Origin of the sequence: Pseudomonas sp. LSJ-87 (genome assembly GCF_032971465.1) — a bacterium.
Taxonomy (GTDB): Bacteria; Pseudomonadota; Gammaproteobacteria; order Pseudomonadales; family Pseudomonadaceae; genus Aquipseudomonas; species Aquipseudomonas putida_Z.
Genome location: NZ_JAWJYQ010000045.1, coordinates 59,819 through 71,935, shown reverse-complemented (window position 1 = coordinate 71,935; position 12,117 = coordinate 59,819). Strand labels below are relative to the sequence as shown.

At 56.9% G+C, this 12,117-nt stretch carries 11 protein-coding genes and 2 pseudogenes; 6 read left to right on the top strand and 7 right to left on the bottom strand.

The window, feature by feature from the left end:
- On the top strand, positions 1 to 280 hold a 280-nt coding region (locus tag RYH74_RS22575; RefSeq protein WP_317410178.1), incomplete at its 5' end, for a DUF6708 domain-containing protein.
- 114 nt (positions 281 to 394) lie between these two features.
- On the opposite strand, the gene RYH74_RS22570 is transcribed toward RYH74_RS22575, so the two are convergent.
- Both RYH74_RS22570 and RYH74_RS22565 read right to left on the bottom strand, forming a co-directional pair.
- Positions 395 to 1,786 carry an amino acid permease gene (locus RYH74_RS22570; protein ID WP_075044763.1) on the bottom strand — a complete coding sequence of 464 codons (1,392 nt, stop codon included), beginning with the start codon at positions 1,784 to 1,786 and terminating at the stop codon, positions 395 to 397.
- An 80-nt stretch (positions 1,787 to 1,866) separates the two neighbouring features.
- The gene (locus tag RYH74_RS22565; RefSeq protein WP_317410177.1) at positions 1,867 to 2,691 is read right to left on the bottom strand and encodes a phytanoyl-CoA dioxygenase family protein; all 825 of its coding nucleotides are present in this window, start codon (positions 2,689 to 2,691) and stop codon (positions 1,867 to 1,869) included.
- A 137-nt stretch (positions 2,692 to 2,828) separates the two neighbouring features.
- Here RYH74_RS22565 and RYH74_RS22560 point away from each other — a divergent pair, with 137 nt between their 5' ends.
- Positions 2,829 to 3,737: a LysR family transcriptional regulator gene (locus RYH74_RS22560; protein ID WP_317410176.1), complete on the top strand. Its 909-nt coding sequence runs from the start codon at positions 2,829 to 2,831 to the stop codon at positions 3,735 to 3,737.
- 743 nt (positions 3,738 to 4,480) lie between these two features.
- On the opposite strand, the gene glsB is transcribed toward RYH74_RS22560, so the two are convergent.
- Positions 4,481 to 5,389 (bottom strand): glutaminase B, encoded by a 909-nt coding sequence (glsB, locus tag RYH74_RS22555; RefSeq protein WP_317410175.1) that lies wholly within the window; start codon positions 5,387 to 5,389, stop codon positions 4,481 to 4,483.
- A 213-nt stretch (positions 5,390 to 5,602) separates the two neighbouring features.
- On the opposite strand from glsB, the gene RYH74_RS22550 reads away from it, so the two are divergent.
- A complete protein-coding gene (locus tag RYH74_RS22550; protein WP_317410174.1) occupies positions 5,603 to 6,640 on the top strand; it encodes a sensor domain-containing diguanylate cyclase in 1,038 nt (345 codons plus the stop codon).
- Positions 6,641 to 7,738: 1,098 nt separating this feature from the next.
- On the opposite strand, the gene RYH74_RS22545 is transcribed toward RYH74_RS22550, so the two are convergent.
- A complete protein-coding gene (locus tag RYH74_RS22545; RefSeq protein ID WP_317410173.1) occupies positions 7,739 to 8,410 on the bottom strand; it encodes an HD domain-containing protein in 672 nt (223 codons plus the stop codon).
- A gap of 531 nt (positions 8,411 to 8,941) precedes the next feature.
- Between RYH74_RS22545 and RYH74_RS22540 the strand changes: the two genes are divergently transcribed.
- Positions 8,942 to 9,184, top strand: coding sequence for a hypothetical protein (locus tag RYH74_RS22540; protein WP_085705675.1), 243 nt, complete (start codon positions 8,942 to 8,944; stop codon positions 9,182 to 9,184).
- Positions 9,185 to 9,349: 165 nt separating this feature from the next.
- A complete protein-coding gene (locus RYH74_RS22535) occupies positions 9,350 to 9,613 on the top strand; it encodes a DUF3077 domain-containing protein (protein ID WP_003256566.1) in 264 nt (87 codons plus the stop codon).
- A gap of 118 nt (positions 9,614 to 9,731) precedes the next feature.
- Here the strand turns inward: RYH74_RS22535 and RYH74_RS22530 are convergent.
- Positions 9,732 to 10,136 (bottom strand): annotated as a pseudogene (locus tag RYH74_RS22530) (GNAT family N-acetyltransferase); the annotation flags it as partial.
- 373 nt (positions 10,137 to 10,509) lie between these two features.
- Here RYH74_RS22530 and RYH74_RS22525 point away from each other — a divergent pair.
- Positions 10,510 to 11,421, top strand: coding sequence for an HNH endonuclease (locus tag RYH74_RS22525; protein WP_317410172.1), 912 nt, complete (start codon positions 10,510 to 10,512; stop codon positions 11,419 to 11,421).
- Positions 11,422 to 11,535: 114 nt separating this feature from the next.
- Here RYH74_RS22525 and RYH74_RS26590 read toward each other — a convergent pair.
- Both RYH74_RS26590 and RYH74_RS22520 read right to left on the bottom strand, forming a co-directional pair.
- A pseudogene (locus RYH74_RS26590) lies at positions 11,536 to 11,639 on the bottom strand (IS5/IS1182 family transposase); the annotation flags it as partial.
- A 25-nt stretch (positions 11,640 to 11,664) separates the two neighbouring features.
- Complete coding sequence (locus RYH74_RS22520; RefSeq protein WP_317410171.1) at positions 11,665 to 12,102, bottom strand: hypothetical protein; 438 nt, start codon at positions 12,100 to 12,102, stop codon at positions 11,665 to 11,667.
- Between the last annotated feature and the right edge of the window lie 15 nt (positions 12,103 to 12,117).

Here is a 12,117-nt window from a genome sequence, read left to right as displayed (position 1 = left end):
CGGTGGGCTGATCGAAAACGTCATGCTGTCGGTCCGCAACCCGGAAACCAACGAAGTCATCGACCGTGTGTTCTTCACCTATGACCTCTACAAAGGCGAAGCCTACTGGGCCATCGCCCGACTATTCATGCAGCAAGGCCCCGAAGCCCTGCCGAAGTTCGTACACCCACCCCGTGACTGGAACGATGACGATGGCCTGAGCCACATGCATTGCCTGGCACCTAAGGTTCTTTGGCCGGAGGATATTGACCGCGAATCCCGTACTGCCCCATCTGAATGAGAGGGCCGATGCCCCCCCCCGGGGGCCTAGAAGATAAGGCTCACCACAGTCTTCAATTCAGCTGTAGTACCTGTGGGGGCGGGCAAGCCCGCTCCCACAGTTTGGTTCAATGCCTCAAGCGCTGGCCGACACATGACGTGGCGCACGCATACCCCACAACCAGTAACCCAGGGATAGCAGCACCAACCAGCCAACCCCGACATACATGGCTGTGCGGCTGGCCGGGAACCAACCGAGCACGCCAAAAATGAACACCATGAAAGCAATCGCGCAAGCTGGCCCTACCGGCCACAGCGGCACACGATAATCCAGTGCTGCCACCTCCTCCTTGCTCATGCCGCGCCGCATGGCCACTTGAGAAAGCAGGATCATCAACCAGACCCAGACAATGGAGAACGTGACCACCGCCGCAAGAACCAGGAACAAGTCTTCCGGCACCAGGTAGTTCAATACCACGCCCAGAAGCAGCGCGACGCCCATCACTGCAACCGTCATCCACGGCACACCGAAACGTGACAACGATGCAAAACCGGCTGGCGCCTGGCCGTCCTGAGCCATTCCGTACATCATCCGCCCAGCACTGAAGATATCGCTATTGATCGCCGAAACAGCAGCTGAAATCACCACGATGTTCAACACGGTAGCCGCTGAACTGATGCCAAGACCACTGAAGATCTGCACGAACGGGCTACCGTGGCTGCCGATGCTGGTCCAAGGGTAAATGGCCATGAGTACGAACAGGGTAAGAATGTAGAACAGCAGGATGCGCAGAGGCACCGAGTTGATAGCCTTGGGCAGCACGCGCTTCGGGTCCCTTGCCTCGCCTGCGGTGATGCCGATCATTTCGACCCCGCCAAAGGCGAACATCACGACAGTGAACGAAGCGATCATCCCACTGACGCCATTAGGGAAGAACCCGCCGTGGCTCCACAGATTCGAGACTCCGGCAACCGTGCCTGCATCGTCATTCAACTGTATACCCAACAGCAGCACAGCCGCGCCTGCCACAATCATGGCAACGATCGCGGTCACTTTCAGCAACGACAGCCAGAACTCCATTTCCCCGAACACTTTCACGCTGCACAGGTTCAGCGCCCCGATAAAGAACACTATCCCAAGCACCCAGATCCAGGCAGGTGTTTCAGGGAACCACAGCCCCATGTAAACGCCAAAGGCCGTCACGTCTGCCAGGCAAACCACCAACATCGAGAACGCGTAGCTCCAACCTGTCAGAAAGCCAAAGTAACGCCCCAGATACTGGCTGGCATAATGCCCGAACGAGCCTGACACCGGGTTATGAACCGCCATTTCGCCAAGGGCACGCATCATCATGTAAATGGCTGCGCCACCTATCAGATAGGCCAGCAAAACTGAAGGCCCTGCCAACTTTATTGCCGATGCCGAGCCATAGAACAGCCCCGTACCGATAGCAGAACCTAACGCCATGAAACGAATATGCCGGGTAGAGAGACCCCGCTTCAACTGGTGTGAAGATTGAGCGCTCATAGATACCTTCTTGGTTTTATTATCAGGTCCGCACAACGCTAATGCCGTGCGGTTTTATCAGGCACGCAGCATTCCAATCATCAAGCCCTTGGCCACAGCACCGGAAACAGTTCGTGGTTCATTTGGGCACCGCTGGCGAGTTGCGTTTCGAGGCCGGGAAACTGTGGCGAGGTTTTCCACTGGCGCGGTGCGTGAGTAATGTCATCGCCCAGGAAACGTACCGAGAAGGCACGACGCCGACGATTGCCCCCGACACCGCCCGAGGCGTGCAAGGTGAGCATGTGGAAGAACACCGCATCGCCTGGGGAGAGGTCCCAGCCGAGGATGTTCCAGGCGCTGCGATCGGCCTCGATATCCGGCAAGTCCGCAAGGCTGCCTTCCGGGAACCATTGCGCCTGGCTGTCAAGGAAGCTGCGCGGCATCAGCCACGGCCCAAGGTGCGAGCCCCCTACGAATTCAAGGGTGGATTCTCTCGAGACCGGGTCGACTGGCATCCACATGCTGCAGTTCTGCCGCCCGTCGATGTTGTAGTACGGCTGGTCCTGATGCCAGGGCGTTCGCTGGCGCGTGTTCGGCTCCTTGACCAGCAGGTGATCGTGATAAAGCCGGGCTGTCTCACTGTTCATGAGTTGCGCTGCAACACTACCTACCCTGCTTTCGAAGATGAACTGGCGATAGGCCGAAATATCCCCCCAATTACAGAAGTCTTCGAAGAACCAACCCGGGTCATCGGGGCGGCTTGCCACTTTAGCGCGCTCGCTTGGGGCTTTCAGGTTCTGTTCGATGCCGGTTTCGAGCAGTGCAACTTCTTCCGGCGTGAACAAATTACGTACGCAGACAGCACCATCACGCTGGAACGCCTCGATGGTTTCGTCAGTCAGTTGAAATTCGGCGGACTGTTTCATAAGCACCCTTTGGTCTTTTTATTGGGCAACAGCACCACTGCCAGTTTTCAAGCGGAATAAGCAAGGTGCACCGCGAGTATTGCTTTTCAGCCACAATAGGAAAAGAATATATTTCCTAATCCCGAGTATAGGAAAAGATGATAGGGTTCTCGTTCAGGCAGCTCGAGTACTTCGTCGCCGTGGCCGAACACGGCAGCATCAGCGCTGCGGCCAGAGCCCGGCACGTTTCACAGCCATCGGTTTCGGTAGCGATCGCCCAGCTGGAAGAGGCGCTGAACGAGCGGCTGTTCCGGCGCCAGGTGAGCCGCGGGCTGGAGCTGACGTCAGCGGGCACGCGTTTACTGGCCCAGGCACGCGATATCATCGGCATGGCCATTGCCATGAATCAGAACGCGGATACCACGCGCGGCTCGCTTCGCGGCAACCTGTCGCTCATCTGCTTTCAAGACCTGGGCCCCTATTACGCGCCGCGGCTGCTTTCGAGTTTTCGCAGGCAGTATCCCGATGTCGACGTAACGCTTTTCGAGACTGACCTGGCAGGCGTACACCGCCACTTGAGCGCCGGTAAAGCCGAGCTCGCGCTGACTTATGACATTGGCCTTGATCCCTTGCTGCCCCGCCAGGTACTGGCTGAGTTGAAGCCCTACGCACTGATCGCCACTGACCACCGCCTGGCCCACCTGGCCGAGATACCGCTGCATGAGCTGGCGCAAGAGTGTTTGATTCTTGAGGACATCGCACAAACGCGTGAGTATTTTCTTTCACTGTTTTGGGCGCACAACCTGCAACCGCGCACTCAGCAATACACCCAGACCTTCGAGATGCAACGGGGCCTCGTCGCGCATGGCTACGGGGTTGCCCTGTCATGCACCCGGCCCGCGGGGGACCACTGCTATGACGGTACACCGCTGCTATGCCGGCCATTATTGGAAGAGGTATCACCGCAAAAAGTGGTGCTGGCCCAATCAGGCGCGATGCACCCATCGCCGGTGGCGGAGGCGTTCAAGGGCTGGGTTGCTCGGGAGATAGCTGGTGGGGGGGCCTGAGTTCGTTCACTCAGGAAAGCTCCACTGTAGGAGCGGGTTCACCCGCGAACACCGGCACAGCCGGTGCCATGCACCGCGTTGGATTCTTCGCGGGCACGCCCGCTCCCACAAGATCACCACAACCTTCAACGCAGCCACAGTACCTGTGGGAGCGGGTTCACCCGCGAACACCGGCGCAGCCGGTGCCATACACCGCGTTGCATTCTTCGCGGGTGAACCCGCTCCCACAGGCTCACCACAGCCTTCAACGCAGCCACAGTACCTGTGGGCGCGGGCATGCCCGCTCCCACAGGCTCACCACAGCCATCACCGCAGCCACAGTACCTGTGGGCGCGGGCATGCCCGCTCCGACAGGTACTGTGGCTGCGTGGAAGGCTGTGGTGATCTTGTGGGAGCGGGCGCGCCCGCGAAGAATGCAACGGGGTGTATGGGACCGGTTGCGCCGGTGTTCGCGGGCGAACCCGCTCCCACAGGCTCACCACAACCTTCAACGCAACCACAGTACCTGTGGGAGCGGGCATGCCCGCGAACACCGGCACAGCCGGTGCCATGCACCGCGTCGCATTCTTCGCGGGCTCGCCCGCTCCCACAAGATCACCACAGCCTTCAACGCAGCCACAGTACCTGTGGGAGCGGGTTCACCCGCGAACACCGGCGAAGCCGGTGCCATACACCGCGTTGGATTCTTCACAGGTAAGTCAAACCGCCACACCGCCGCGTCGCACAACAAGCGAGCCCGCCAATCAGAACACCGACCACCCAATCCGCGAGCTCAGCAACTCAAGCGCCGCCATCCCCGCCAGAGAGTTACCCGCCGCATTCAACTCCGGCGACCACACGCACACGGTGAATTGCCCCGGCACGATGGCCACAATCCCGCCCCCCACGCCACTCTTACCTGGCAACCCCACCCGATAGGCGAAATTCCCTGCTTCGTCATACAACCCGCTAGTGGCCATGATCGAGTTCACCTGCTGGGTCTGGCGCCGGGTCAGAATCTGCTCACCGCTGTGCTTGCAGAACCCATCGTTAGCCAGGAAACAGAACGCCCGAGCCAGATCAAGGCAGTTCATTTGCAGCGCGCAGTAACTGAAATAACTGCGCAGCACCGTCTCCACCTCGTTATGGAAGTTGCCGAACGACTGCATCAGGTAAGCCATGGCCGCGTTGCGCGCGCGGAATTGATACTCCGAATCGGCAACGCGAGCATCGATCGAGATGTGCGGATTGCCCGATAGCCGTCGCACAAAATCGCGCATCGACAAAGTGGGTGCAGCAAAGCGCGACTGGTTGATATCGCAGATCACCAACGCACCCGCATTGATAAAAGGATTACGCGGCCGACCACGCTCGAACTCCAGCTGCACCAGCGAGTTGAATGGCTGCCCGGAAGGCTCATGGCCAAGCCGCTCCCAAATGGCCTCCCCCGAGTGCCCAATCGCCTGCACCAGGCTGAACACCTTGGAAATACTCTGCACCGAGAACGGCACCAGGGCGTCGCCTGCGCAGTAATAGCTGCCATCGTTGCCATAGACCGCGATGCCCAGCTGGTTCGCCGGCACATTGGCCAGCGCGGGAATGTAGTCAGCCACTTTGCCCTTGCCGATCAAGGGACGTACTTCTTCGAGAATCTCGTTCAACAGCGTTTGCATGAAAGGCCCTGTATCAGTCCCCAGACGACGGCGAAGGGGTAGCAATCTTGACGAAGATCGAGCGAAAGAAATCACACTCTCGGCAAGAAATGGCCAGCCGCACCTGCAGTCCAAGGCTCCACGCTATAACCTATGCTGTGCTTGTTTCGACGGTATAGAGAACGCGCCCCCGCCAGGTGCAACAGCAGCCAACCAGGGAATGGAGGACCAACGATGCCAGCTTGCCCTTTACCCGCAGACGAAGCGCTTCGCCAGCGCACGCTCGATGACATGAACCTGGTCGATACACCAGCCGAGCACTACCTCGATACCCTGGTGCGGCTTACCCAGGACCTGGCCCATGTGGATACTGTGCTTATCAGCCTGATCGACCAGGACCGACAGTGGTTCAAGGCCCGCATAGGGCTTGAGGCAAGCGAGACGACGCGCAGTATTTCCTTTTGCGGCTACGCCATTCTCGGCGAGGGTACCCTGATGGTGCCCGACGCCAAGTGCGACGGGCGATTCATCGACAACCCGCTGGTGCTCAACCCGCCCTACATCCGCTTTTACGCCGGCCACCCCTTGCGCGCCGGCAACGGCAAAGCCATCGGCACGCTGTGCATGTTCGATCCTCACCCGCGCGTGCTCAGCGAGGCTCAACAAGCGAACTTCAGGGACCTGGCCACGCTCGCCGAGGGGTATCTGCAGCTGCGCACCTTGGCGCAGGTGAACCGCGATCTGCGGCTTGAAATGGATCGCGAGCAGCGCAAAGCCCTGCTCGACCCTTTGACGCAACTGTGGAACCGCGGCGCGCTGTCGGCGTTTGAAGACCATGAACGGCGATTGGCAGAGGTGAACGGCTTACAACTGGGCGCGGTTTATGCCGACCTGGATCACTTCAAATCCATCAACGACAAGTACGGCCATGGCGGCGGTGACAAAGTGCTTTGCGAATCTGCCCGTCGCCTGCGCGCAGCACTTCGCCCCGATGACCTGCTGGTGCGCCATGGGGGTGAGGAGTTCGTCGCTATTTTGCATGTTAAAGACAGCGAAGAACTGACGCGGATTGCTGAGCGGATTCGCGAACAGGTGGGTGCCAGCCCGATGCAGTTGCCCTGTGGCCCGTTGAAGGTGAGCGTGAGCGTAGGGTGCACCCTGTTTGCCAAGGGTGAAACGCTGGACGACGCACTGGAACGCGCTGACAGGGGACTTTATGACGCCAAACAGAATGGACGAAACCGGGTTGTATATGTAGCACCACCATTCTGAGACGGGCATGGTCCGAGCTTTAAACCTATTACCCGGCACCCTGTGAGAGCAGGTGTGCCCGCGAAGCGTTCAACCAGGCCTGAGTCAATTGGTCATGCGCAACCCAGTGGCTCTACGTAGCGCCCCTGGTAGGCATTGCCCCACAGTGTAAGAACACACCTACCAGAGCAACCCACCCCACCATGATATTTTTCTTGAGGAATTCAGGCTGATATCCCAAAAACAAAAACTGCTGAAACTCCAATATCCTCATGTATGTAACAACAAAGAAGATATTGTATAGCAAGCACAGACAGAATAGCCCATAACCGAGATGAGGCCCCGAGCACTTGGTACGCAAAATGAATGCACCGCACACACTGAACACGGTGCACAAAATGAATAACCATGCCATCACCTATTCCTCAGCTGGACTCTTACTTGATCACCTATCAACATGTTTAAAATTTCGGAGACAATAGGCCACTTCGCCAGCTCCTTGTAAGGGAAAGGCTTGGAGGCTATAGAAAAAATATCGCCTAGTATGTAGGACCGTTCCGAAAGCCACGCCTTGCTTTGTTAGAGACTATTGCGTTAGCGCCAGCTTCGGTACCAGCCACAGTGCGCCTGTTCTAACTCATCACCAAACCGTTTAGGCCTACTACTGGAAGCCAGAGGAAGACACCCGAGAGGAAAGTCTGGACAAGTACATGGCCACACAGACACACGACAAACAGCCAAGCCAATTATCTACCCCTAGGCATCGCACTTGAAGCGCGTGACAACTTTGCGCCCCCCGCTGCATCCCTCTAGTAAATTGTCTGGTTGCGCCCGAGATACCGACCACCTGGCCAGCGTCGTTTTCGAGACAAGTACACGATTTGTAAGAGATCGCCCGGCCCTTGGGTTGCGCTATCGCGCAGAGAGCTCAACTCGCAAGCGCGACGCGGCGCCTGTGGGAGCGGGCATGCCCGCGAAGAACTCAACGCGGTGGTTGGCACCGGCTGCGCCGGTGTTCGCGGGCGCGCCCGCTCCCACAGAGCCCCTGCTAGCTCAATCAGTCATATGCTATTCCATGAGACCGATTTAGCGCATTCAAACTGCCGAAGATCTCGGAACCTACCCACTTGCCCCTGCCCCGCCAGCCCCGATCTCATCCATGAAATCCGCAAGAAACACTTCAAGCCGAGCATGGCGCTCAGCAGCCAGCCGAGCCCCTTCAGCAGTTTTAAACCCTGACGCAAGCTTGAGCAGCTTGGTATGAAAGTGCTCGACCGCATACGCCTTGTCCTGATACTCCCTCCCCCACGCCGCGGGGTTCTCGAAATCGTACAGCGCCGACCCCATTCGCCCGGAAACGTAAAAACACCGGGCGATACCCACTGCACCTATGGCGTCCAGGCGATCGCTGTCCTGAAGAATCCTGGCCTCAAGGGTGAGTGGTTCAAAGCCAGCCGAGTAGCTGTGGGTTTTGACTGCATGCGCCACCTGTTCGATGCGCTGCAAGGGCCAGCCCATATCAGCCAGGATTGACGCCGCCCTTTGTGCGGACAGCGTTGACGCCTGCCCACGCAAGGGCGAGTTCTTTTCTACTGCGACACAATCATGCAGCACAGTCGCTGCAAGCAGCACTTCCAGGTCGCCGCCTTCTACGCGCTGTATCCGTTGCGCGTTGACCCACACGCGATGGATATGGGACAGGTCGTGGGAGCCATCTGGCTGGTCAGCCGGTAGATGCTTCAGCAGGTCAGCGGCAAAGCGCTGGAAAGGGGTAAAAGCTTCGATAGTCATCTTCGGTGCATTCCATGAGCTGTGACTTGGCGTCCGTTGTCAGGGGCAAGCCCGTGACCTGCCTTGGTCCAGATGCGAGCGGGTCAGCTTCAAGGCTTGAGTGGCGAAAGTCCATGCTGGACCGTTGGTTGGCATCGCGACATAACTGGATACAGGGATTTGCTTGTGGAAAGCTTTTTGAGAGCCACGAACCGTTAACAGAGCAGCCGGCGTTGCAGGCTCTGAAGGTGAATGGGCAAAAAAAGTCAGAATTAACCCCTTCCTTGTAGGCCATTTCCCAAAGATACTCCCTGCGCCTGTTTTTCGTTGCGGTCGTTTTTTCAGCGTTCTAGTCTCGGTCCGTCGTTGCATATCAACGACCGGCTTTGACAGGCCGCGACGATACACAGTGCATACCCGTTTATGGCGGTTGTGCATGGGGCACGCTCGCGTGCGCCGGTTTCTGTGTTCGCCGGTCTGTCAACCCATGCACAGCTGCCACCTTTCCGTTTGACAGCGGGCTGGCGGTGGCCCCACCGAGAACACAGTACGATGCTAAAAATAGTTCCTGATCCACCCCACACTCTCCAATCCCTCGAAGATACCCTGATCCAGGCCACGGATTATGCGCTCTGTGCTGCGACCGTCGTGCATCAGGCAATGTTGCTGCAGCCCAAATCGCCCGCGTCGATTCTGATGATGGCCTCGATGCATGAGCTGGAGACCCTGCGAGCTTTGCTTGAGTCCGCCATAGTCCAAGTGCAGATGCCTACTGAGCCTCGGACTCTGCACTAAGGCTCCATTGATGTATCGCTTGGTCCGGCCCTATCGCCGGCAAGCCGGGCTCCCACATAGATCTGAGCTGCGCCACAGATCTCGAGGCCTATGCAGCACCTGTGGGAGTTGGCCTGCCAGCGATGAGGCCAGCCCAGGCACGAGAGATTTCGGGGAGAATGAACAATGACCACAGAAGAAACCAAATTCACCGTCGGCAAAACCACCTTCTACCAAGGTGAAAACCAGACCCATCCGCTGTTCCGCATCGAAGCAGGCATCCCCTGCCAGAGCGCCCGCGAACAAGCCTCGGAGCTGATGGGCTATGCACGGGATATGACCCTGGACGGCTTGATGGAAGACAAACCCCAGCTGATCTGGGCTTCGCATTACCTCTGCGCATTGGCTAAGGCGCTGATGGATGATGCCGAGCTGGGCATGATGCGCTGAACCGCCTACTCCTTACTCAGGGCCGCCTTCAGAAATCTCTGAAGGCGTTTCTTCCGCTGGAGCCATGCGACTAAAAATTCCCGCTTCACAGGCCAACACCACAACTCAGCCGCAGCAGCTATTGAGCAGGGCTATCAGTACCAGAGCCTAAACCTAGATTCAGTTCCATCGACTGAGAGCTCAAAGAAGAACCTAGGCGCAAAGGTTCCGGCAAGCCGATGTCACAAAATCCATTTGTCCGATACAGGCGCATCGCCGGCGAATCTGCGATCGTCACGCCCAAGCGTATACGTTGCGCCCCTCGACTTTCAGCCCAAGCAATAGCTCTTACCAGCAGAGCCCGACCGGCCCCAACACCACGTGAGACGGGGTCTACCCACATCTGAAAAACCTCGACGACACCTGACTCAGCTTCTGATGATTTGCACCACACCAAGCCACAAGGGCCGGCGTGCTGAAAAGCAAAAAAAGCCTGTGCACTGCTGGAGGTTGCTACAGCTGAGACACGAGCTTCCCAATCATCGTCGCTTCGAGTTGCCTCACGCTCGTAGGTACTTGCGAATGCGTCCGGTGACTATCGCAGTGCCCGCAAACGCAGACTCCGATAAAGCCGCCATTCATGTGCGGCTATGGGGCGAACAAACACGATGGTACCTCCAATTGCTTTCCTTTCGTCAGCCAGAGACTGACTTGCAAGAGTTACGCGCCTTTCACTTCGTAGCAAGCCCATCTCTACCCCCATAGCTCGGCCCACTGCGGCTTAGGCCTACACACCAAACGGAATTTTCCTACGCTCTTCCGCATTTAGTCTGAAGGAAGTAAGGTGTTGGGCATCTCTAAGAGAGGCGAAAGCGGGTATCAGCCCTTCGCCTACGCCACACGCAAGGAAGCCGCCCGTGACCACTCCAATCACCCCAACGCCAAACATAAAACCGCACGGGCTTTTGGCATCGGAGCGCTTGGAGCCAGGCGCCGTTTATACACGAGACGACCTTAGGGCTCTTTTCGATATAAAAGATGCCACACTCAACACCGGCATATTTCGTCCCAAGGGATTAGATTCCGTTTGGCTGTTCATTACTGAGCATAAAACATCCGACAGAACTCAGTACGTTGATGCGCTGGAGGGCGATATTCTCCATATGCAAGGCCAGCGCATGGGGCGAACCGATGCGCTCATTTCGGATCACCGCCAGCGAGGTCTGGAGCTACTGCTTTTCTATCGGAAAGCAAAGTACGAATATCCACATGCGGGCTTTAAATACGAGGGTATCTTCACCTACCAGAGACATTCTGGCAGCGCTCCTACCTCCTTTGTATTAAGTCGCAAACAGGCTACCGCTGATGAAGCGCTGTCAGCCAAGATCGAGCAACAGTTCAGCACTGAAGGCGAGTTCAACCCCGACGATCTCAGTGATGCGCGCACACGCACCTTAGCGTCCATCGTCCGCCGACGCGGTCAACCTCAATTCAGAAAGCAATTGCTAAAGGCCTATCAAGGACGATGCGCCATCACAGCCTGCTCGTTACAGCAGGTGCTGGAAGCCGCTCATATCCATCCCTACCTGGGCGATGCAACGAATGTCGTATCCAATGGCCTGCTGCTCAGGGCAGATGTTCATACCCTATTTGACCTGGGATTGCTTTGGATTAATCCAGCCGATTTGCGAATCGAAATTTCCGAGGTACTGAGGGATAGCGAGTATGTTTCGAGTGAAGGGCGATCGCTGTATATACCGGAAAATGAGGCCGAGCGCCCTAGTCGCCCGGCGCTTGAATTTAGGTTCAACACAATTGCCAACCGTTAGGAAAACACCTAACAAGCTGCCCTGAGTGTGTGATGAGCAGCGTTTTGACGCAGCCAGACCAATTTTCAGCCATCAATCGGCTCAAAACCAGGGCTTTGCCCTGGCTCTTGCGCACTACAGGCTCACCTCTCCTGCAATGGTTAACAACTCCGGCGAAGCATCCACATATTCGACAGCGCAAAAAGCGTGGTCAGTTGCGCCGTATTCTTGTCCAGGCCCCACCTTCCCCTGCAACCCGCCGCGTCAAGCCTTCCATAAGTCAAGGTCACAACATAAATTTTCGAACAAAAACTCTACAACTTTAGCTCGCCCATCACCCAGTGCTGAAGCAATAGTAAGCACGGAAACCAACATAGAGTTAACGACATGTAAATCAGTCACATTACCAAGGCAACTCAATAGTTCTTCAAATTTCTCGAGCATAGTCGCTTGAGTAAAATTCAAATCTTGGACTACATGCGTGGAAGGCGTTAAGTAGAGAATGTTCGCACGCGTCCGCAAGCCATAAGCTTCAGTCAACATACCATAACCTTCAGAAGGGAAAGCCGCATCTTGCCCTGCCAGCCTTCTCAATGCCTCCTGAAAAGCCATGGACAAATGAAGAATTAGCTCTGAGAATTCTTTTACACTGACTTCACTGGCCAGTGCTGCAGATTTACCTGAGGACTTTAACACAGTCATAACACCTCCGAAAAT

Excerpts from the sequence above, each read along its gene's own strand:
- RYH74_RS22520 (WP_317410171.1), bottom strand. The coding sequence starts at position 12,102 with ATGACTGTGTTAAAGTCCTCAGGTAAATCTGCAGCACTGGCCAGTGAA.
- RYH74_RS22545 (WP_317410173.1), bottom strand. The coding sequence starts at position 8,410 with ATGACTATCGAAGCTTTTACCCCTTTCCAGCGCTTTGCCGCTGACCTG.
- RYH74_RS22535 (WP_003256566.1), top strand. The coding sequence starts at position 9,350 with ATGACCACAGAAGAAACCAAATTCACCGTCGGCAAAACCACCTTCTAC.
- RYH74_RS22550 (WP_317410174.1), top strand. The coding sequence starts at position 5,603 with ATGCCAGCTTGCCCTTTACCCGCAGACGAAGCGCTTCGCCAGCGCACG.
- RYH74_RS22565 (WP_317410177.1), bottom strand. The coding sequence starts at position 2,691 with ATGAAACAGTCCGCCGAATTTCAACTGACTGACGAAACCATCGAGGCG.
- RYH74_RS22560 (WP_317410176.1), top strand. The coding sequence starts at position 2,829 with ATGATAGGGTTCTCGTTCAGGCAGCTCGAGTACTTCGTCGCCGTGGCC.
- glsB (WP_317410175.1), bottom strand. The coding sequence starts at position 5,389 with ATGCAAACGCTGTTGAACGAGATTCTCGAAGAAGTACGTCCCTTGATC.
- RYH74_RS22540 (WP_085705675.1), top strand. The coding sequence starts at position 8,942 with ATGCTAAAAATAGTTCCTGATCCACCCCACACTCTCCAATCCCTCGAA.
- RYH74_RS22570 (WP_075044763.1), bottom strand. The coding sequence starts at position 1,786 with ATGAGCGCTCAATCTTCACACCAGTTGAAGCGGGGTCTCTCTACCCGG.